This is a genomic window from Craterilacuibacter sinensis (assembly GCF_009831765.1).
Classification (GTDB): Bacteria; Pseudomonadota; Gammaproteobacteria; order Burkholderiales; family Chromobacteriaceae; genus Craterilacuibacter; species Craterilacuibacter sinensis.
Genome location: NZ_WSSB01000007.1, coordinates 137,251 through 159,251, shown reverse-complemented (window position 1 = coordinate 159,251; position 22,001 = coordinate 137,251). Strand labels below are relative to the sequence as shown.

Genomic DNA, 22,001 nt, shown 5'->3' with positions numbered 1-22,001 from the left:
CGTACACCGGCCTGCCTGTCTGGCGACGGGCATCAAATTCTGTCGTGAGGGGAAGAAAACGGGGTGGGCAACACCCCGTTCATTCGCGTTAAGCGGTGAGCGTCGCCAGTGCGGCCTCGAAGCGCTTCAGGCCCTCTTCGATATCGGCATCATCAATGACCAGACTCGGTGCCAGACGCACCACGCTCAGGCCGGCCACCAGCAACATCAGGCCTTGGGCTTCTGCGGCTTTGAGCACATCCTTGGCGCGGCCGGCATACGCATCGTTCAGCACGCAACCGAGCAACAGGCCCATGCCGCGCACTTCCTTGAAGAGCGGATATTTGGCATTGATTGCCTCGATGCCGGCAACGAAACGCGCATGTTTGGCGCGCACCCCCGCCAGCACTTCGGGCGAAGAGACGATTTCGATGACTTTTTTGGCCACGGCACAGGCCAGCGGATTGCCGCCATAGGTCGAGCCGTGGGTGCCGATACCGAAGCTTTGCGCCACTTTTTCCGTGGTCAGCATCGCGCCGATTGGGAAACCGCCGCCCAGTGACTTGGCAGAAGACAGAATATCCGGCGCCACGCCATATTCCATATAGGCAAACAGCGAACCGGAGCGGCCGGCACCGGTCTGGACTTCGTCAAAAATCAGCAGCGCGCCATGCTGGTCGCACAGTTCGCGCGCGGCAGCAAGGAAGGCCGGATCGGCTGGCAATACCCCGCCCTCGCCTTGCACCGGCTCGATCACCACCGCGCAGGTCTTGTCCGAGATAGCCGCTTTGAGCGAATCAATATTATTGAATTCGAAATGATCAATGCCGGCCGGTACCGGTGCAAAGCCTTCGGTGTATTTGGGCTGACCACCGACGCTGACGGTAAACAGCGTGCGGCCATGGAAGGAATTCTTGCACGACAGGATTTGGTGCTTGTCTGAGCTGAAATGATCGGCAGCGTACTTGCGCGCCAGTTTGAAAGCAGCCTCGTTAGCCTCGGCACCCGAGTTGCAGAAGAATACACGCTCGGCAAAGGTCAGCCCGGTCAGCAAGCTGGCCAGTTCCAGTGCCGGTTCGTTGGTAAACACGTTGGAGACATGCCACAGCTTGCCGGCCTGCTCGGTCAGCGTTGCCACCAACTCCGGATGGCAATGCCCCAGCGCATTGACGGCAATCCCGCCGGCAAAGTCCACGTATTCGCGGCCCGACTGGTCCCACACCCGCGAGCCCGATCCACGCACCGGAATAAACGCGGCAGGACCGTAATTAGGCACCATCACCTGATCAAAAGTGGCGCGACTGACCGTATTCTTCATCTGCTTTCCTTGCTTGCTGTAGCGGAGTTGTTTTAGTGGTTTTGAGCGATTCTACATTGCCTTGTCAAAATACCCACTTCACCTATGCGACGCAGGTTTACAGATTTACTTGACCCAGATCAAAGCCACAGCCTTTTCGCACAAAAAACGACCACATAACAGTTTTGACTAATGCAAACACACATCATCAGCCTGCCACAACACCCTGCCAATGCGTGCACAGCATGCAAAATGCCCCGCACAAGGCGGGGCATTGATAGACACAAATCAGGCTATATTAGTTTTTAACAGGCACCGCCTGCAAGACGGCCTTGAGCAAATCCCAGACCTTGGCAACCGACTCAACATTCACCCGCTCGCCTGGCGCATGCGCGCCCTGGATATCGGGACCGAAGGACACCATATCCATCTGTGGATACTTGGAGCCGATCAGGCCGCACTCCAGTCCGGCATGGATCACCTTGACCCCGCTCTCCCCCCCGAACTCGCGTGCATACACCTGACGGAACAGCGCCAGCAGCGCCGAGTCCGGATTTGGTGCCCAGCCTGGATACTTGCCTTCGCGCTGGATGTCGCATTTTGCCAGGCTAAACAGGCTGACGATTTCATCGGCCAGCATCTGGGTGCCCGACTCGAGCAAGGAGCGCACCATCAAGTTGGCAAACAGCGCTCCATCCTTGATCTGCACTACACCCAGATTATTCGAGGTTTCCACCACGCCAGTCACGCGCTGGCTCATGCGCTTGACCCCGTGCGGAGCCGCATGCAGTGCCGACAACAAGCGCACCTGATCGGCAGCAGCCATCACACCCTCCGCGCTAGCGGTTTCGTACACGACACGCACGCCCTCGTCCACACCATAAAGCTCGAACTGCAGCAGGCTCTCGAACTCGGCCAGACGCTGTTCCAGTTGTGCCTGTTTGTCAGCCGGCAGCGCCACGACGGCAGCGGCTTCACGCGCCAGCGCATTACGCGCAGTACCACCATCAAACGACACCAGCCGCAATTCAAACTCGGCTTCCAGCGTTTTGATCAGGCGCAGCAGGCTCTTGATCGCATTGCCACGACCCAGATGGATGTCACAGCCGGAATGGCCACCCTTCAAGCCCTTGATGCCCAGACGCAATACACAGTGATTAGCCGGCATAGCTTCGATGACATAAGCCGCACGGACATTCACATCCTCGCCACCGGCACAGCCCAGGTAAAAATCACCCCACTCTTCGGTGTCGATATTGATCAGCAATTCGCCCTGCAACAAACCGGGCTCCAGCCCCAGCGCGCCGCCCATGCCAGCCTCTTCATCGACCGTCAACAGCGCCTCGACCGGGCCGTGTGCGATATCGTCACTTTGCAGCACGGCCAGCGCCAGCGCCACACCGATGCCGTTATCCGCGCCCAGCGTAGTATTTTCGGCCACCAGCCAGCCATCTTTCAGTACCGGGCGGATAGGATCTTTGAAAAAGTCATGCACCGTATCCGCATTCGCCTGGCACACCATATCCAGATGGCTTTGCAACACCACACCCTGGCGGTTTTCAAAACCCGGTGTGGCTGGCTTGCGGATAATCAGGTTACCGGCACTGTCAAGCTGGGTCGCCAGACCGCGCAACTCGGCCCAGCCTTTAAGATAGTCGCGCAAGGCTTCTTCATGCTTGGACGGACGCGGGATTTCACATAGTGTCTGGAAGTGCTCCCAGACTTCGGTCGGCGCAAGTTCTGCAATCTTGGTCACGCGGCATTTCCTTCCTGATTGACTGGACACCGGTGGAAGGCGACACACCGGCTTGGTAAATAAGTATTTACTTTATCACGGTAATCAGCGGCTACGCCATGGGCGCTTCCGGCAGGTTTGATGCAGGGCAAAAAAATCCCCCTTCAAACATGAAGGGGGCCATTTGCTATTGAGGAGGTGCAACGACCGATGCTGAGGACACCGGCCCATCCAAACTAGAATAATCTGAATGCGTTGCTATAATAATTCACCCATTAATCAATATCTATCCGTAGAAATACTGAGTCAGCGACGTATTTCGGCATCCAGAACAGTCTGGATGTCTGCCGCTTGGGTCAGTTTGCGGATGGCGGCAAACAAGGCTTCGGCTTCGGGATAGCTGCGCTTCATTTGCGGCAGCCACTGCTTGATACGGCTGACAGGGTAAGGCGTACCTTCTCCCCGCGCGCGACACTGGGCATAAAAATCCAGCACCCAGACCATCGCCTGCGCCCAAGATGCGGGTGGGCATTTTTCACCCGTCGCGTGGTAATGCGCGATGCGCCGCGCCAGATCGGGTGCAGCCAATAAGCCACGACCTATCATCACCGTGTCGCAGCCACTGACTTCGCGTATCGCCAGATAATCGTCCAGCGTCCAGACTTCGCCATTGGCCACCACCGGCACCGAGACATGTTCACGAATACGCGCCAGCCACTCCCAATGTGCCGGCGGCCGATAACCCTCAACCTTGGTACGGGCATGCACCGTCAATTCGCCCACCCCGCCGCTGACCAGCGCCTCGGCACACGCGAGCGTCAACGAGGTATCCTCGAAGCCCAGCCGCATCTTGGCTGTCAACAATACGGTTTCAGGCAAGGCTGCACGCACGGTGCTGACAATTTCATGCATCAGATCCGGCTGTTTCAGCAAAGCCGCACCGCCACCGTGACGGTTAACCGTAGGCGCTGGACAGCCGAAATTCAGGTCTACGACCTTGGCACCATACTCGACCAGGCGCAGGGCATTATGTGCCAGCGCCTGCGGCTCCGACCCCAGCAATTGCACACGCAAAGGCACACCGAAACGCGTATGACCACTCTGAAACAGCTCAGGCGCATGGCGCTGGAAGGTTTTAAGCGGAAGCAGCGTATCGGTGACGCGGATAAACTCGGACACGCACAAATCGATGCCGCCGATGCCGGTCAGGACATCGCGCATCACTTCGTCAACGATGCCTTCCATCGGAGCCAGTACGATAGCCATGGCACCCCCTGATAAAAGCCGCAATTCTAACGAAGCATGCAACAAATGTCCCCGTTCAAAACGGGTTTAACCGTATACGATTACACTATCCGTACGAATACAAAAGCCCCACGGTATAATCACCCCATCCCCACCATTGGTTTGCCTGATGCCAGCCCTGACACTGCCGGACTCGCTCTTTGCCCGCAACCGCCTATGCGAAGATGGCGATAATATTTTTCGCCTGAGCCCCCGACAGCGCGACGAGTACGCCGCGTTCGTCCTGCCTGCATGCACCCAGAGCAACCACAGCCAGGCCGACTCGGCTTTTGCCGTACTGTCCCGACTGGAAGGGCGCTTGCTGCCATTGCTGTATACGCCTCTTGATTGCCACACCCCTAATGTGGAGTTGCGCGCCATTGCCAGCGAACTAGGCCAGTTAGTAGACCAGCAAGCCGATGCCTGCATCGCCAGCATCCTGCTTTCACCTTATGAACACTACACCCCGCGCCATGCCATCAATGCAGCCACTTTGATCCACCTACTCGGCAAGGCGCAATCGCTGGACGCAAGCACCCTCCAGTCCTTAGTCTGCGCGGCGCTCACCATGAATATCGGTATCGCATCGACTCAGGATCAAATGGCGCGGCAGGCCGCTCCGCCCACCACAGCACAGCAGCAACTGATCAAACTCCATCCGCTGCTGAGTTCCGCCCTGATACGGGAGATGGGCATTACCGATCTGCTCTGGCATGAAACGGTGCTGATGCATCACGAGCAGTGGAATGGCAGCGGCTACCCTTTCCATCTGCAGCAGGCAAATATTGCCGAACATGCGCATCTGCTGCACATCGTCGACATGACTTGCTCCAAGCTCATGCCCAGAAGCTACCGCAACCCGATGCCGGCACAACAGGCACTGTCCATTCTGTACCAGAATCAGAACCAGCAAATCGACCCGAACCTGATTACCCTGCTGATACGCACCTTGGGCATCTTTCCACCCGGCGAATTTGTCGAACTGGATAACGGCATGATTGCCATCGTGGTCGAGCGCACCGATAATCTGCAAGCGCCGCGTGTCGCGCTGCCTGCACATCCCAGACAGCGGATTCAAACCGACAACACCCCATACCGGATCAAGCGCCCCACGGTGCCACAAATCAGCGCGCGGCATATACACCTGCTCTCCCGCTTCTGGAGTTAAACCTGATGGTTGCCAAACCCGAACTCACGCCCGGCCGTTACCGCCACTACAAAGGCCATGACTACGAGGTCATTGATCTCGTATGCCACTCGGAAACCGAAGAATGGCTGGTTTTATACCGGCCACTGTATGGCGAAGGCGGCCTATGGATACGCCCTTACACCATGTTTTTCGAAGATGTCATCATTGACGGGGTCAGCATCCCACGCTTTGCCCGTTTGTGTTAACACGACAGTGACCGATCAAAAACCGAGGAAAAAACCATGGCGATCGCCATTCTGGCAGGTGGGTGCTTCTGGTGTACCGAAGCCGTATTCAGCCGCTTCAAAGGGGTAAGCCAGGTAGAACCGGGCTATAGCGGCGGCCACATTCCCAAGCCGGACTATGCGCAGGTCTGCACTGGCCATACCGGCCACGCGGAGGCGGTACGCATCCATTTTGATGAAAACATCCTGCCTTTTTCCGTTTTGCTCGATATCTTTTTTGCCAGCCACGACCCGACCCAGCTTAACCGTCAAGGCAATGACATCGGCAGTCAATACCGCTCAGCCATTTTCACGCAAGACGCTGCGCAGACGACAAGCGCCCACGAGTGCATTCGCCACGCACAGCAAACGTACTACGCGGGCACACCTATCGTCACCCAGGTAGAGCCGGCCCAAGAGTTCTGGCCGGCAGAAACCGAGCACCACGCCTATTACGCCCGCCATGGTAATGCACCTTATTGCCAGGCTGTTATCCAACCCAAATTGGCCAAAATTTTCCACCTGTACGCCGATAAACTGGCCCAGGATTAAAACCGGATATTAAGCTGCGCCCTTGGCGCAGCCACCTCACAGTCGTGCAAGCCAAATGGTTTTCACGCCGCCTTTTCCACCCGATCTCAGGCAAAGACACACCCCCGGCCCCTTACCTATGTCCAGCCTCTTGTCTTTACTGAAAACCCAGCACCAACTCCTCGCCGCCCTGCCTTTGCGTTTGCGCCTGAGCTATATCGCCGCCTGGCTCTTGCTGACACTGACACTGCTGGTCATTGCCGTTTGTTTAGGCATCAAACGCCATCATGAATGGTTTCAAGCCAGCGCCCTCCATCTCAAACAGACCATGGAGGAACGGCTCAAAGCCAGTGAAAGCATGATTTTCAATCTGGGAGAAGGTGCCCGCGCTCGCGGCGACTTTGGCCGAACCGCCATTTCACGCTACGCCAGTTACATGCAGGCACATTACCCCTTTGTCTATATGATGGGTTACCAACCCATCATAAAAACCGGGCAACGCAGCCGCTACGAAGCGACACAAAGCCTGCACTACGGCAAAACCGTCACCATACGGGACTTCAACAATCCGGCAAACCCGACACCCGGCCACCCCGATTACTGGCGGCAATGGCCATACTGGAGTAAAGCAGCAACCCGCGAGATGTATCTTCCCTTGACCATGGCCGAGCCTTACGACAACTATATGGCCCGCTATATGATAGGTCTGGATCTGTTGAATTCGCCCCTGCTCGGCCCCACCGTCCGTCAAGCCATACACAGCGGAAAAATAGAAGTCTCACCGCCATTCACCTTAAGTAATGGCCACATGGGTCTGGCCTATATTCAGGCCGTTTACGCGGCGAAAAGCAAAGAAACGCCTACACCGGCACAACAAGAAGTTACCGGCATTGTCCTGCTCACCATCACGGCAGACCAACTACTGCGGCACGAGCAGTTGCAAAACACCACCCACCTCAATATCCGCCTGCACCGGATAGGCAGCCGCGATGAAAGTGACGATATCAACAGCAGCCAAAATCCTGTTGATAACGACAAGCTGAGCAACAGGCTCTTGCCACAGTTCCACACCCGCTTGCGCATCCATCACGCCTACTTTCCCTATGAACTGGAGGTAAGCGAGACACTCAGGCTGGACAATCTCAACGCTACTATTTTTCTGCTGCTGCCTGCCATATCGGCACTACTGTGCTATCTGCTGCTGCTTGTGGCCGCCACCCAGCGGCGCAAACAACACCTTCACGATGAAATGTCACGCGACCTGAGCAAGGAGCGAGAACAGGCTATCGTTACCTTGCAAGCCATCAACGATGCAGTCATCGTGATTGATCAGCACCAGACCATCAAATACATGAACCCCAGGGCGGCTGCTCTCACCCACAAAACGCTGAACGAGGTGCGCGACCACCCTCTGTCTCATGCACTGCAACTGCATTACGAGCTCGAAACCGAAGCGATGCTTGATCCGGTCGAGCAGTGTCTGCAGTTGCAGCAGGACATCAACCTGCCCCAGCACTGCCACCTGATCGGCAGCAACAACCAGCACCAGTATATCGAGGGCACCCTGTCGCCGCTGACAGGAAAGCATGGTGAAAAACTGGGCGTGGTACTGGCGATCCGCGACATGGCGCCCTTAAGGGCCCGGCTAGCCGCATCCATCCTGCACCGCGAAGAGCGGCTCAAACAGCATGCCAACGAATATGCAAAGGCGGCGCGGATCACCAATATGGGTGAAATGGCATCCGGCATGGCCCATGAAATCAACCAGCCACTGTCGGCGATAGCCAGCTACAACGAGGCTGCGCTGACCCTGCTCGAAGATGAAGAACCGGATCTGGCTTTGCTGCAGCGCGCCTTGCAAGGCAGCGTCCAGCAAGCACAGAGAGCCGGTCACATCATACGCGGCCTGCGCAATCTGGCGACCCGCCAGCGCACCGCGCTCTCCTCGGTCGATATCAATCAGGTTATACGCAATACGCTGCTACTGGCGTCCGGCGAGCTAGCCAGCAAGCACATCCGTTTAAGCACCCATCTGGAGCCTGCACTGCCACACGTGCTCGCCGACAGCATCCAGCTCGAACAAGTGCTATTCAATCTGATACGCAACGCCATTGAAGCCATGCCGGCCACACAGGGCCATTTAAGCATCCGTAGCCATGTACTGAACACGCGCATCTGTGTGCAGGTACAAGACAACGGCCCGGGTATTCCCGCCGAAGAACTACCCAATATTTTCACCCCGTTTTTCAGCCTCAAACACCAGGGCATAGGCCTGGGACTGACCATCAGCCAATCGCTGATCGAATCGTTTGATGGCAATATATACGCCAGCAACCATCCCGATGGTGGCGCGCTATTTTGCTTCGAACTACCCGTCATCCCCCATGCCGAGCCCCAAAGAAAAGCCGCACATGAGCAAGATTACACCTACGATCTACCTGGTTGATGACGACCCGGCCATCCGCGACTCGCTCGCCTTATTGCTAGAGAGCCATGGCAGCCAAGTCGAAACTTACACAAATGCCCTTGCCTTTTTGCAGGCACCCACCAAGAACGACATCGGCTGCCTGATACTCGACATCCGCATGCCTCATCTGTCCGGCCTGGCCTTGCAGGAAAAACTCAAGCAACTGGATAGCCAGCTACCGCTCATTTTTATCACCGGCCACGGCGATGTCGAGCAATGCGCCCGCGCCTTCAGGCGAGGTGCCATCGATTTCATCAGCAAGCCAATAGACAAACGCCAGCTCATGGACAGCGTACGCCGCGCCATCCGCCAAAGCATACAGCAGCAGGAAAAGAAAGCCGCCACACAGGAGGTAGCGAATCGTCTCGCCCGCATCAGCGAACGCGAGCGCGCCGTGCTCGACATGGTGGCGGAAGGCTTGTCCAGCAAGGAGATAGGCAAGCTGCTCGATGTCTCGCCACGCACGGTGGAAACCCATAGATCCAGCCTGTTTTCCAAGCTGGGCGTCAGTACTCTGGCCGAGCTGATCCGCTTTTACCTATGCGCACTGGAGGCTTCGCGTGCGCAAACTATTCCATAAGCGTTTTGGCAGATAGCCCACAACACGGTAAGATTCAGTCATGACTTGCCTATTCAAGAAGGTCGGGCTGTTTGCCCGTCACAGCAAACCGCAAATTGTCACCTCGCTGCGCCTGCTGGCCGATCATCTGGCCGCCCAAGGCATAGGGGTCTTAATAGACAGTGACAGCGCCAATGCTGACGAGGCCGGCCCGCACCAGATCGTTGAGCGCAGCGATATCGGCAAGCTGGCCGATATCGCCATTGTGCTGGGCGGCGATGGCACCATGCTGGCAGTCGCGCGTCTGCTCGCGCCCTATCGCGTACCCCTGGTCGGTATCAATCAGGGGCGGCTGGGCTTTATGGCCGACATTCCCCTGCATGAAATGCTGGGGGCCGTCGATGCCATCCTCGCCGGCGACTTTATCCCCGAAGACCGTATTTTACTGACTGCCTCAGTACTGCGCGAAGACGCCGAAGTGGTCAGTGCGCTGGCACTGAACGATATTGTGATCAGCCGTGGCGGCTTGGGCTCGATGATAGAGTTTGAAGTCTTTATCGATAACCAATTCGTCTACAGCCAGCGCTCGGATGGCCTGATCATCAGCACCCCCACCGGCTCGACGGCCTACTCACTGGCCTCGGGCGGCCCTATCCTGCACCCGACGCTGCAAGCCATCGCACTGGTGCCCATCTGCCCGCAATCGATGAGCAATCGCCCGATAGCCGTCTCCGACAGCTGCGAAGTCGAATTCATGCTAACCCGCGGCCTGGATGCCCGTGCGCACTTTGACGGCCAGTCGCACTGCGACCTGATGGAAATGGACCGCGTCATTGTGCGCCGCTACCGCAACCCGCTGCGCATCCTGCATCCGGCCGGATACAACTACTACGACATGCTGCGCCACAAGCTGCACTGGGGCGAACGCCTGCTCTAACCCTATACAGAAGACAACATGCTGCTATCGCTCTCCGTCCGCGACTTTGTCATTGTCGACGCCTTAACGCTGGAATTCGACCACGGCTTTACCGTACTCACTGGCGAAACCGGTGCAGGCAAATCCATTATCCTCGATGCCTTGGGCCTGTTACTGGGCGACCGGGCCGAAGGCGCACAAGTGCGTAGCGGTGCCGACCGGGCCGAATTGTCGGCCGTCTTCGACATCTCGCGCCTACCCGAACTGGGGCTCTGGCTGACCAGCAACGATCTGGCCGGTGACGAGGGCGAGCTGCAGCTACGGCGCAGTCTGGATAAAAACGGCCGCTCCAAAAGCTTTATCAACGGTCAGATTGCCACCCTCGCCCAACTCAGGGAAATCGGTGACTATCTGGTCGATATTCACGGCCAACATGCACACCAATCACTGGTGCGCCCCGATATGCAACGCGGCCTGCTCGACGCCTATGCCGGTTCGACCTCACTCGCACGCGACGTTCAAGTGGCATGGCAGGACTGGCAAAGCGCGCGCCGCGCCCGCGAAGAGGCCGAGCGCATGAGTCGCGAATCGGAAGTCGAACGCGAGCGGCTGACTTGGCAGATAGGCGAATTAAGTGAGCTGAACCTGCAGCCCGACGAATGGCACCCACTTAACCAGCAGCACTCGCGTCTGGCCAATGCGGTCGAACTGGCCCAAAGCGCCCAGCACGCGGTGGACTCTCTATCCGAAATCGACGGCAACTGCCTGTCCATCCTGACCCAGGTGCAAAGCCGGCTATCCAGACTGGCCGGCGTCGACCCGCGCCTGGCCGAAACGCTGGCCCTGCTGGATTCGGTCGATGCCGAACTCAGGGAAGTCGTCTACAGCCTGCGCGACTACGCCTCGGACCTGGACGAAGACCCGGCAGAGCTGGCGCGCATCGAAAGCCGCATCGACACCCTGATCAGCGTGGCACGCAAATACCGTAGCCAGCCGCAGGATCTGGCGGAAAAGCTGGCCGACTGGCAGCGCCAACTGGCCGCACTGGAAGCCAGCACCGATCAGGAGGCGCTGACACTCGCCGAAGCAAGCGCGCTAGCACGCTATCGCACCCAAGCCGAAGCCCTGTCCGCCAAGCGCCGCCAGGCAGCCGGCGAGCTGTCTACCCGCATCGCCGGCGAAATGCAGCGTCTGGCCATGGGCGGTGCCCGCTTTGCCATCGAACTGGCCGCGCTGGCCGAACCTACCGCCCACGGACTGGAATCCATCGAATATTTAGTAGCAGCTAACGCCGGCAGCACGCTCAGGCCACTGGCCAAGGTTGCCTCCGGCGGAGAATTGTCGCGCATCAGCCTGTCCATGCAGGTCGTAATCAGCCAGGTGGCCGCTGTGCCGACGCTGATTTTCGATGAAGTCGATGTCGGCATCGGCGGGCGCGTGGCCGAGGTGGTTGGCAAACTGCTGAAAGAACTGGGCAGCCACTATCAGGTACTGGCCATCACCCACCTGCCCCAAGTCGCCTCCTGTGGTGATGCGCACTGGCAAGTGGCCAAGGAAGAGACCGCTGGCCACACCGTCAGCCGCATCATCCCGCTTGACGAAAGCCAGCGGGTCAACGAACTTGCCCGCATGCTGGGAGGCGAGGAAATCACCGAAACAACCCGCCAGCACGCTGCAGAAATGCTGGCAGCCAACGCATAAGGCACTAGCAAACACCAGGATAATCCGGTATTATGCGCAACTCGATCAGCAATGCATCGAGCACGCTTTAGGAGGTTTGGGTGAGTGGTTTAAACCAGCAGTCTTGAAAACTGCCGACGGGAAACCGTCCGTGAGTTCGAATCTCACAGCCTCCGCCAAAATTCAAGCCCGCCGAAACCCAGTAAAATCAGCCGCAAGGCTTGATTGACAAAGGTTTACGGCGGGTTTTGTTTTGTCCGACGGCCAGGGTAACGCAGATTAAGACGGATTACTCTGCCCCAAATCCGCCCCAAACAGACGCAACTGCAAATCCGGCAAACGCGACATACCCGCCAGACGGAGAACGGCGCACGCATTTTTCGTCAAGCTCCTGACCATATCGCGGTGCGTCTTACCATTACGCGCCTCTGCAGTTGACTTGCCCATAAGCGAACACTACCATCGACACCCCCTGACTAGGGCTCTATATTTCACGCGATTTAAGCAAAAACACCATCCATGCTGACCATTATCTACCTGATAGCCATTACGGCCGAAGCCATGACCGGCGCCCTGGCGGCAGGCCGGCGCAATATGGATATTTTCGGCGTTGCCGTCATTGCCTTTTTGACCGCGTTAGGTGGCGGCACCGTGCGCGATATCGTACTGGGCCGCTTTCCCATAGGCTGGACGCAGCACCCCGAATACATTTATCTGGTACTGTTCGCCGGTATGGCCGCGATCCCGCTGGCACGCACCATCCACCGCCTGTCGCCAGTTTTCCTGTTTCTGGATGCACTGGGACTGGTTGCCTTCACCCTGATAGGCTGTAGCGTGGCGCTGGAAATGAAGTATGCGGAACCAGTCATCATCATGGCCGGCATGATTACCGGCATCGCCGGTGGCGTGATCCGTGACGTACTGTGCAACCGTGTACCGGTGGTCTTCCGTCAGGAACTGTATGCCAGCGTGTCGTTTATTGTGGCGCTGGCTTATCTATTGATGAGTAAGCTAGGCATTCCGGAGGGCATCACCATAACGACCGGCTTTGTGGTGGGCGTGACACTGCGCATGCTGGCGCTGCGCTGGCACTTGAGCCTGCCAGTATTTTCCTGGGAAGCCAAATAAATTCTATCTGCGCCCTTGCAGCGGGCACACAGTGCACCCACACTCAAATAGTCAGGGCAACTGCCCTGAGGCCAATAGAGGGGACTTCCATATGGACATGCTGACTCCAGTTTTCCTGGCACTGGCCATCGCCTTGGTGCTTTTTTTCACTCTGCCACGCAAGCCGGCGCCCAAACTGATCCCGATACGCATCCGCGAGCGCGAACAAACGCGCCGCCGTCCCATGCGCTAAACGCCATCGGCACAGCCAATTAACGCGACCTTGTGTCGCGTTTTTTGTGTCTGCCTTGCCCTGCCTGCTTGCATGTGCCAGAACAAGAAAGCGAAGCCTCTGCTTCGCATCGTACACAGGAGTTCAGTGATGAAAAACCAGCCGCCAAGCAGCCCCCTGCCCGGCCTGTTGTTTACGCGTCAGGGAAAAGCCAAAACCTCACCACCCCGCATCAGCCCGTTACCGGTACGCCACCGCATCGGACGCCACACCTGAAACTCAAGAAGCCGGCTTTCGCCGGCTTCTTTATGCACGCTTAAAACTCGCGTTGCGGCACCAGCACCGTGCGGTTGCCGTTGTTTTCCATCGCACTCACAATGCCGGATGCCTCCATCTCCTCAATCAGGCGCGCCGCCCGGTTGTAGCCTATACGCAACTGGCGCTGCACCGACGAGATCGACGCCTTGCGCGTACGCAGCACAATCTCGACCGCCTCGTCGTACAGCGGATCGGTTTCACTGGCGCGCTGAGCCGACGCGCCAGCCGCCTGCGACTCGTCATCCGCCACCGCTTCACCGGTCAAAATACCGTCGATATAGTCCGGCTCGCCATATTGCTTGAGATGCTCGACAACTGCATGCACTTCGTCGTCAGTGACGAAGGCACCATGCACCCGCTGCGGGTAGCCGGTACCCGGCGGCAGGAACAGCATATCGCCCTGTCCCAGCAGGCTCTCGGCCCCCATCTGGTCAAGAATGGTGCGGCTGTCTATCTTGCTCGACACCTGGAACGCAATACGAGTCGGAATATTGGCCTTGATCAGGCCGGTAATCACATCCACCGACGGGCGCTGGGTGGCCAGAATCAGGTGAATACCGGCCGCGCGCGCTTTTTGTGCCAGACGCGCGATCAGCTCTTCAATTTTTTTGCCAGCCACCATCATCAGGTCGGCGAACTCGTCCACCACCACCACGATAAAGGGCAGATGCTCCAGCGGCTCGGGATCGTCCGGGGTCACGGTAAACGGATTGGTCAGACGCTGGCCACGCGCCTCGGCCTCGCGCACTTTCTGGTTGTAACCGGCGAGGTTGCGCACACCTAATGCGCTCATCAGGCGGTAGCGCTTGTCCATTTCGCCGACACACCAGTTCAGCGCATTGGCCGCCAGCTTCATATCGGTGACCACCGGTGCCAGCAGATGCGGAATATCGTTGTAAACCGACAGCTCCAGCATCTTGGGATCGATCATGATGAAGCGCACTTCCTCCGGCGTCGCCTTATACAGGACGGACGCAATCATGGCGTTCACGCCAACCGACTTGCCCGAGCCCGTGGTACCGGCCACCAGCAGGTGCGGTGCTTTGGCCAGATCCATCACCACCGGCGCACCGGTAATATCCTGCCCCAGGCACAGGGTCAGCTTGGAGCGCGAATCCTGAAAAACGTCGGCGGAAAGGATCTCGGACAGCCGTATCATCTGCCGCGTCGGGTTGGGCAATTCCAGCCCCATGCAGGTCTTGCCGGGTATGGTTTCCACCACGCGAATGGAGGCCAACCCCAGCGCGCGCGACAAATCCTTCATCAGGTTGACCACCTGATTACCGCGCACCCCGACTGCCGGTTCGACTTCATAACGGGTAATCACTGGGCCTGCATAGGCATCGACCACCGAAACCTTGACCTTGAATTCGGCCAGGCGCTCCTCGATCACGATGCCACGCTCCAGCAGCATCTCTTCGTTGCACACCGTGCTCTTTTCTTCGGCCGGACGCAGCAAGCCCAGAGACGGCAAGGGAATCGCATGATAAGCAGGCATGCGCACTGCGGCACTCTGGACGGAAGCCGCAGGCGCAAGTGCGACACTACCTTCGGCAAGCGAGGCTGCAGAACTTAGCGGCTGAGCCGGCTCGTCCAGCATCTGCCACACCAGCGCGGCGGGCGCAGCCACTGGTTCTGGCTCTGGCGCATCTTCGATCAGATGCCACACCACATCGGCTTGTTGCACAGGGGCCGAAGGAGCAACAGACAGCGGGACAAGAGGAGGCACAACAGGGGCAGGCCCGACAGCGACGCCCGCTTGCTGCACCTCGCAGACAGGGGCAGGCGGCGTAATGGCCGCAGGCTCAAGCGCAGCAGCTTGATACACCGGCGCTGGCGGCATGGCCACAATCGGTTGCACGGACGGTGCCGCCTCAAGCTGCACGGCTGCGTCAGCCTGCACAATCTCAGGAAACGACTCGGCAACCGGCACAGGTGCAAACGGCGAAGAAGCTGGCGCATCGGCCGGCATCAGCGGCGCCTCATCCGCTGGTGGCACGTCAACGCGTACGTGCGCAGGAAAGACTGGCGCTGGGGTAACGGGCTGCCGTGACACCACTTCAGCAGCCGGACGGAACGGCGCATCCAGCACCTTGCCGCTTAACTTGAGCCCAGGCTGCGCGGTGGGCGGTGCTGTTTTAGCCGGCCGTACCACATCGACCAAGGGCAAGGAGGGTTTTTTCACCACGGCCCGTGGCGGGTGCAACTCCTTGATATTTTCGCGCACGCTGGCAGGATCAATCAGCGGCAACGTCTCGTCAGGGACAAGCCGGCGCTCGTTTCTGGCCGCCAGACGCTGACGGCGCGCACTCTCGGCCATATTTTGCTGCACGTCTTGCAGACCGATCACCGGAATATCGCTACGCCGGGGCTTGGCCTGCACCGGCTCCGGCTTCTTGCGCAAATGACGCGGCAAGGTGGTAATGATTTCCGCCGCCGGCAAGTCGCGCCTTACGCCGGCTGCAGCAGTCTCTGCCCCGCCCTGCAGCACAGGCTTGGCGTTAAGCGGGGCTTGTCCGGCAGCGCGCACAGGCAAAGCCTCGGCCTGTGCGACCTCCGGTTCGACCCGTATGCCGGAGAGCTGATGCGGCAGCGTCTGCCTCGGGCTCCAGTCATCTGGCTGATCACGCGCTTCCGACGCATAGATAAAACCAAACACACGCAGCTTCAGCGCCCGCAGCCAGGCAAGGCGCAGGCGTCCGCTTTTCACCAGCCAGAAGGCACCCGCCGCACCGCCTAGCACCACCACCGCAATAAAGGCCAACAGCATCAACAAAACCCGGAAAAGAATCAATACAGGAGAAATGATTGTACGCGAGCAGCGGCCTTTACGTCAGCCGCCATGCCTTAGCGCGGCAGCACCCAGACCAGACGCGAATGCGCCTTGCCTTCACCAAAAGCCTGACGCCGCCAGTAACCCTGGGTTTGCGGTGCGTCCAGAGCAGGTAAATCCTCGACGCGGCAATACGACACTTCGGAAAATCCCTCTTTCAGCAGCATGCTGCGCGCCTTTTGTCTGGCTTTGTGGCTGGTTTCATCATTAGCCTGTACCACCATCTCTTGCGGCGCGGCGCTTTCCCATGTGCGCACCAGACTGGCGCGCGGCTGCGTCATCAGCGCCAGACCATTGATTACCGCCGCCAGCAAAGGCTGCCAGGCCTCATCTACTGCTGCAATTTGCTCGGCCAGTTCACCCGGATAACTGATGCGCAACGATGCAATCACCTCGGCCTCGACCAGCCATGAGGTGGAATCCAGCCCCAGCGTGTCACCCATCAATACCAGATCCAGCGCGGCATCGGCTTCGTCGTGATACAGGCAGGCACCGCCCAGTCCATCGACATGCACAAAACAGGCGCGTGCCGGCAAGGCCAAGGTATCCGGCAGATTGGATGGCAAGCGGGTATGCGCCAGCGCAGCGGTCAGCGCCGGCTCAAAATGGACAATCACCCGTCCTTCACGCACAAAGCAGCCATACGCCAAGGCCAACAAACCCTCGCTATGGCGCGCAGCATCCGGCACCGGAAAAACCTGAGCGGCACGGTCCAGTTCGCGGCGGGCCACTTCGGCCAGTTCTTCACTGGCCTGCTCCATTTTCAGCGTCTGGCTGAAGATTTGTCCCGCACGCTTGGCCCATGGGCGGGTTGCGGCATAACGCTGGACGGCGTACTGCATAGCCATGGCTCGACCTCCGAAAAAAGAGCGCATTCTAGCGAAAGCAGCGCTACAACAGAAGCCATCCGCCAAGTAATGACATTGGCAGCCATCCTGATTAACATAACCCACATCAACTATCGCATCACAGACTTTCCTATGGCGACCATTGCATTTCTCGGCCTCGGCCTGATGGGTTCACGCATGAGCCGGCGCCTGAGTGCCGCCGGCCATCAACTCTTGTTATGGAACCGCACGCCGCGCCCCGAGCTAGCACTGCCCGCGCACGCGCAATGGGTGGCGACACCGGCGGCTGCATGCCGTGCAGACATCATCATGTGTTGCGTATCGGATGGCGCAGCCATGCAAGACATCGTGTTCGGAGAACAAGGCATCGCTAGCGCGGGCCGCCGCGACCAATTGCTGGTCGATTTTTCCAGCATCTCGCCCATCCTGACCCGCGAAATGGCGCGGCAGCTACACCAGACAAAGGGCATGCACTGGGTTGATGCCCCGGTCTCCGGCGGCACCCAAGGTGCCGAACAAGGACGTCTTATCATCATGGCAGGGGGACGCGAAGAGGATGTGGCACGACTGCGCCCGCTGACTTTGCCGCTGGCGCAAAGGCTGACCCACATGGGCGAGGTAGGCGCCGGACAGACCAGCAAGCTATGCAACCAGCTGATTGTCGCCAGCAATGCCTTGCTGATTGCCGAAGCCGTCCACCTGGCCACGCGCAGCGGTGTTGATGCCCGCGCGCTGGCGCCTGCGCTGGCAGGCGGTTTTGCCGACTCGCTCCCTTTACAGATTCTGGCGCCGCGTATGGCTGAAGGGCGCTTCGAGCCGGTGCAATGGAAAGTCTCGACTCTGCTTAAGGATCTGGACAATGCCCTGGCACTGGCAGAAGGCTGCGATGCAAGCTTGCCGCTGGCGCAGCGCGCGCGGGAATTGATGGCACGCCATGCGGCCAGCGGCTTTGCCGATGCCGACCTGTCCTCACTGATCAATAGCTATGGCGCGATATCATGCTGAAGCTTTCGGCCAATGTTTCCATGCTGCTAAATGAGTATCCCTTAGCCGAGCGCCTGGCACGCGTAGCGCAGGCAGGCTTTGAAGCGGTAGAAGTGCAATTTCCCTATAGCGAGCAGCAGACGCAATGGCAGCACCTGCTCGCCCGGCATCACTTGCGCTGCGTGCTGATTAATGCGCCGGCCGGTGACCTGATGCAAGGCGGCACAGGGCTGGCCGGTACTCCGGGGCGCGAGGCCGAATTTGCCCGCGCACTGCAACAGGCTTGCGACTGGGCACAAGCACTGAACGTCGAGGCGGTCAATATACTGCCGGGACGGCTGGCTGCGGATACCACACCGGAAGCCGCACTGGACACTCTGGCGGGCAATCTTGCGCTGGCCGCCAGCCGTCTGGCTGACATCGGCGTACGCTGTACGTTCGAGGCGATCAACCGCTTCGACATGCCCGGCTTCCTGATAGACAGCAGCCACGCCATGCTGAGCATGCAGGATAGGGTGAATCATCCCAATTTGTGGCTGCAATACGACCTCTATCATATGGCGCGCATGGACTCGCCACTGGCGGACGAACTGATGGCCTTATGGCCGCGCATCGGCCACATCCAGTTTGCCGACGTCCCGGGGCGTGGCGCACCCGGTAGCGGCAAGCTGCCCTTTGATACCCTGTTCCCCCTATTGCAAAAACTGCCCTACCCCTTCTGGTGTGGTGCGGAGTACCGCATGCAAGGCGACACTTTCATTTGGAAGAACTTTTTATCAAATATTTGATAGGTATCAATATCTAGCAATGCATTCCCGTTCAGAATAAGCGCACACCATTTCTGAGAAATTAGGGGATAAACATGGATCGCCGTACACTGCTTAAATCATCCGGCCTGTTTATGGGCGCACTGGGACTCTCCACGCTGGCTTCCCGCGCCGCCATCGCGGCACCTGCTCAGGCCGCCACACAGGGCAGCGCAGTCTTCATCCCTTCCGCCAAGACCCCTTTGCTGCTCAACTTCAACGAAAACTCGCTGGGCATGTCACCCAAGGCACAGGCTGCCATCATCAACGAGTTGCCTGCCGCCTTTCGCTACCCGGATGATGCCCGCGCAGCACTTATCAGCACTCTGGCCAAGGGCAACGGCCTGAGCGACAAGCAAATTACACTGGGCAACGGCTCCTCCGAAGTCATCCAGATGGCCATTCATGCCTATTGCGGCAAAGGCACCCAACTGGTGTGCCCGGATCCGACATTCAACTACGCCGAACTTTATGCCGAGCCTATGGGCACCACCATTACCAAGGTGAAACTGCAAAAAGATACGCTGGCAATCGACCTGAAAGCCATGCGCGCAGCCACCGAGAAGTTTGCCGGTGTCAGCGTGGTCTACCTGTGCAACCCGAACAACCCGACGGCAACCATCACCCCGGCCGCCGATATCGAAGCCTGGATCAACTCCGCCCCAGAGCGCGTCTTCTTTATCGTGGACGAGGCTTACCACGAGTATGTCACCGATCCACGTTATGCTTCGGCCGCCCGTCTGGTACAGGCCGGCAAGAAAAACCTGATCGTGGCCCGCACCTTCTCCAAAATCTATGCACTGGCGGGACTGCGCATCGGTTACGGTCTGGCTGCGCCGGAAATCATTGCCCGTCTGGATACCTGGGCCTCCATCGATAACACCAACCTGCCCGCCGCCATCGCCGCCAATGCCTCGCTGCAAGATACGGCTTTTATCCGCCAGAGCCTGAGCACCACCGCTCAGTCGCGCAAGATTGTGACCCAGGCACTGGACGAATTGAAGCTGGCCTATCTGCCATCACACGCCAACTTCATTTTCCACCGCGTAAACAGCAGCAGCGCTGCCTATCGCGAGAATATGAAAAAACTGCATATCATGGTGGGCCGTCCATTCGACCATACCGATGGCTGGAACCGCCTGACGCTGGGCACACCGGCTGAAATGCAAGCCTTCGTCAAGGCACTCAAGACCCTGCGCCAGCAAAACCTGGCCTGAACGGCGACTTAGTTGATTTTCTCCTCCCTTGGGCGACTTGGTCGCCCTTTTTTGCGCCATGCGCGCCAGACTGCCCAGCACAAATCATCACCTAGAAATTTTTCTCATTCCGGCCAATGGCTGATAGAAAATCAACTACTTAGCCACCCTTATTTGCAAAACACACTTGCAAGATCAAGTATTTTCGCGTATCTTGCGCCCCTCACATCACCGCCGGGCCTGCCGCTCCATTGCCGGCTCCGGATGCATAGTTTCATCGTCCCTGACCGTTATTAAGCTTCGACCTTGCCATGTCCTTTCGTTCGGACCGCTGTTCGCCGCTTTGCCTGGTTAGTGCCGATGATGTACGGCCCCCAGAGTTGTGATTTCGCATCGGGCCGAATAAGCGCCAACCTACAGGCACTGCACGCCGGACATCCGGCACGAAAGGATAATATGAAGTTTTCCGAACTGGGTATTGACCCCTCCATTCTTAGCGCACTTGACGACGCGGGTTACACCGATCCGACTCAGGTTCAGCTTGAAGCTATCCCTGCCGCTATCGCTGGCAAGGATCTGCTGGTTTCCGCACAGACCGGCTCGGGCAAGACCGCAGCCTTCTTGCTGCCTGCCCTGACCAAGATGACCCAGCGCACCGACGTCAAGAGCAATGGCCCGCGTGTACTGGTACTGACCCCGACCCGCGAACTGGCTCAGCAGGTTGAAAAAAATGCACTGGAATACGGCAAGAACCTGCGCTGGTTGCGCACGGTCTGCCTGGTTGGCGGCTCGCCATTCGGCTTCCAGATCCGCGCCATGACCCGTCCTATCGACCTGATGGTAGCCACCCCAGGCCGCCTGATGGATCACATGCGCTCGGGCCGTATCGACTTCTCGCGTCTGGAAATGCTGGTACTGGACGAAGCCGACCGCATGCTGGACATGGGCTTTATCGAAGATATCGAAACCATCGTGGCGGCGACACCGGCTGCACGCCAGACTGTACTGTTCTCGGCTACGCTGGACGGCACCGTCGGCAACCTGGCTCGCAAGCTGACCCGCGATCCGCAGCGCATTGAAGTTGCCCGCACCGAAACCGGCGGCAATATCGAAGAACACCTGCTGTACGCAGACGACAACCGTCACAAGGAACGTCTGCTCGACCACATCATGAAAGAAGCCGGCTTTGACCAGCTGGTGATTTTCACCGCAACCAAGATCGGTTCGGAAGAACTGGCCGACAAGCTGTCCGACAAAGGCTATCAGGCGGCCTGCCTGCACGGCGACATGCCGCAAAGCTGGCGTAACCGCACCTTGAACGACCTGCGTCGCGGCCGCATCAAGGTTCTGGTGGCTACCGACGTAGCAGCGCGTGGTATCGATGTACCAACCATCACCCACGTCATCAACTACGATCTGCCAAAACAGGCGGAAGACTATGTGCACCGTATCGGCCGTACCGGTCGTGCCGGTCGTGACGGCGTAGCCATCACCATCGCCGAGTCGAAAGAGTTCCATCGCGTACGCCGCATCGAACAGTATCTGAAGCGTCAGATTACTGAAGGTGTGATCGAAGGCATGGAGCCGACCCGCCGTCCGCCAAAAGGTGGCCCTAAGCGTCACACCCAGCAGCGTCGTGGCGGCCCAGGCGCCGGCAATAGCTACGGCGATCGTCGCCCAGGCAGCGGCAACGGCGCCAGCCGTGGCGGCCCGCGTCGCGAAGGCGACCGTCGCCCAGGCAGCGGTGGCAGCGAACGTCGTTCCTACAACGACTGATAGAGCATAAAAAACGGCATCTTCGGATGCCGTTTTTTTG

The 22,001-nt window shown here is 58.6% G+C and carries 19 protein-coding genes and 1 tRNA gene; 15 read left to right on the top strand and 5 right to left on the bottom strand.

Going from position 1 to position 22,001, the window contains the following annotated elements; genetic code table 11:
- Positions 1-88: 88 nt before the first annotated feature.
- From GQF02_RS09375 to GQF02_RS09365, 3 genes are all read right to left on the bottom strand, one after another.
- Positions 89-1,297 carry an aspartate aminotransferase family protein gene (locus GQF02_RS09375; protein ID WP_160796579.1) on the bottom strand — a complete coding sequence of 403 codons (1,209 nt, stop codon included), beginning with the start codon at positions 1,295-1,297 and terminating at the stop codon, positions 89-91.
- 277 nt (positions 1,298-1,574) lie between these two features.
- Positions 1,575-3,032, bottom strand: coding sequence for an aminoacyl-histidine dipeptidase (locus tag GQF02_RS09370; protein ID WP_160796577.1), 1,458 nt, complete (start codon positions 3,030-3,032; stop codon positions 1,575-1,577).
- A gap of 285 nt (positions 3,033-3,317) precedes the next feature.
- The gene (locus tag GQF02_RS09365; RefSeq protein WP_124734501.1) at positions 3,318-4,277 is read right to left on the bottom strand and encodes a tRNA dihydrouridine synthase; all 960 of its coding nucleotides are present in this window, start codon (positions 4,275-4,277) and stop codon (positions 3,318-3,320) included.
- 148 nt (positions 4,278-4,425) lie between these two features.
- Here GQF02_RS09365 and GQF02_RS09360 point away from each other — a divergent pair, with 148 nt between their 5' ends.
- From GQF02_RS09360 to GQF02_RS16090, 11 genes are all read left to right on the top strand, one after another.
- On the top strand, positions 4,426-5,463 hold the full coding sequence (locus GQF02_RS09360) for an HD-GYP domain-containing protein (RefSeq protein ID WP_160796575.1): 1,038 nt from the start codon (positions 4,426-4,428) through the stop codon (positions 5,461-5,463).
- 5 nt (positions 5,464-5,468) lie between these two features.
- A complete protein-coding gene (locus GQF02_RS09355; protein ID WP_220789405.1) occupies positions 5,469-5,690 on the top strand; it encodes a DUF1653 domain-containing protein in 222 nt (73 codons plus the stop codon).
- A 36-nt stretch (positions 5,691-5,726) separates the two neighbouring features.
- The gene (gene msrA / locus GQF02_RS09350) at positions 5,727-6,260 is read left to right on the top strand and encodes a peptide-methionine (S)-S-oxide reductase MsrA (protein WP_160796573.1); all 534 of its coding nucleotides are present in this window, start codon (positions 5,727-5,729) and stop codon (positions 6,258-6,260) included.
- A 118-nt stretch (positions 6,261-6,378) separates the two neighbouring features.
- Positions 6,379-8,685, top strand: coding sequence for an ATP-binding protein (locus tag GQF02_RS09345; protein ID WP_160796571.1), 2,307 nt, complete (start codon positions 6,379-6,381; stop codon positions 8,683-8,685).
- Positions 8,651-9,286, top strand: coding sequence for a response regulator transcription factor (locus GQF02_RS09340; RefSeq protein WP_160796569.1), 636 nt, complete (start codon positions 8,651-8,653; stop codon positions 9,284-9,286). The genes GQF02_RS09345 and GQF02_RS09340 overlap by 35 nt, the downstream gene beginning before the upstream one ends.
- A gap of 40 nt (positions 9,287-9,326) precedes the next feature.
- Complete coding sequence (locus GQF02_RS09335) at positions 9,327-10,202, top strand: NAD kinase (RefSeq protein WP_124734507.1); 876 nt, start codon at positions 9,327-9,329, stop codon at positions 10,200-10,202.
- Positions 10,203-10,220: 18 nt separating this feature from the next.
- The gene (gene recN, locus GQF02_RS09330) at positions 10,221-11,882 is read left to right on the top strand and encodes a DNA repair protein RecN (RefSeq protein ID WP_160796567.1); all 1,662 of its coding nucleotides are present in this window, start codon (positions 10,221-10,223) and stop codon (positions 11,880-11,882) included.
- 70 nt (positions 11,883-11,952) lie between these two features.
- Positions 11,953-12,040: transfer RNA gene (locus tag GQF02_RS09325), tRNA-Ser, on the top strand.
- A 340-nt stretch (positions 12,041-12,380) separates the two neighbouring features.
- Positions 12,381-12,989 (top strand): trimeric intracellular cation channel family protein, encoded by a 609-nt coding sequence (locus GQF02_RS09320; protein ID WP_124734509.1) that lies wholly within the window; start codon positions 12,381-12,383, stop codon positions 12,987-12,989.
- Between the two features lie 91 nt (positions 12,990-13,080).
- Positions 13,081-13,221, top strand: a complete 141-nt coding sequence (locus GQF02_RS09315) for a hypothetical protein (protein WP_160796565.1) — start codon at positions 13,081-13,083, stop codon at positions 13,219-13,221.
- 129 nt (positions 13,222-13,350) lie between these two features.
- Entirely contained in the window at positions 13,351-13,476 is a 126-nt protein-coding gene (locus GQF02_RS16090; protein WP_268891009.1) for a hypothetical protein, read from the top strand.
- Between the two features lie 40 nt (positions 13,477-13,516).
- On the opposite strand, the gene GQF02_RS09310 is transcribed toward GQF02_RS16090, so the two are convergent.
- Together GQF02_RS09310 and GQF02_RS09305 are read right to left on the bottom strand one after the other, a co-directional pair.
- Entirely contained in the window at positions 13,517-16,288 is a 2,772-nt protein-coding gene (locus tag GQF02_RS09310) for a DNA translocase FtsK (RefSeq protein WP_160796563.1), read from the bottom strand.
- A 77-nt stretch (positions 16,289-16,365) separates the two neighbouring features.
- Positions 16,366-17,199 (bottom strand): hypothetical protein, encoded by an 834-nt coding sequence (locus GQF02_RS09305; protein ID WP_160796561.1) that lies wholly within the window; start codon positions 17,197-17,199, stop codon positions 16,366-16,368.
- Positions 17,200-17,331: 132 nt separating this feature from the next.
- Here GQF02_RS09305 and GQF02_RS09300 point away from each other — a divergent pair, with 132 nt between their 5' ends.
- From GQF02_RS09300 to GQF02_RS09285, 4 genes are all read left to right on the top strand, one after another.
- Positions 17,332-18,204: an NAD(P)-dependent oxidoreductase gene (locus GQF02_RS09300; protein WP_160796559.1), complete on the top strand. Its 873-nt coding sequence runs from the start codon at positions 17,332-17,334 to the stop codon at positions 18,202-18,204.
- On the top strand, positions 18,198-18,971 hold the full coding sequence (locus GQF02_RS09295) for a hydroxypyruvate isomerase family protein (RefSeq protein ID WP_160796557.1): 774 nt from the start codon (positions 18,198-18,200) through the stop codon (positions 18,969-18,971). Before GQF02_RS09300 ends, GQF02_RS09295 begins: the two co-directional genes overlap by 7 nt.
- Before the next feature lie 74 nt (positions 18,972-19,045).
- Positions 19,046-20,206, top strand: coding sequence for a pyridoxal phosphate-dependent aminotransferase (locus GQF02_RS09290; RefSeq protein WP_124734514.1), 1,161 nt, complete (start codon positions 19,046-19,048; stop codon positions 20,204-20,206).
- 435 nt (positions 20,207-20,641) lie between these two features.
- Complete coding sequence (locus tag GQF02_RS09285) at positions 20,642-21,961, top strand: DEAD/DEAH box helicase (RefSeq protein WP_124734515.1); 1,320 nt, start codon at positions 20,642-20,644, stop codon at positions 21,959-21,961.
- The last annotated feature ends 40 nt before the right edge of the window (positions 21,962-22,001 follow it).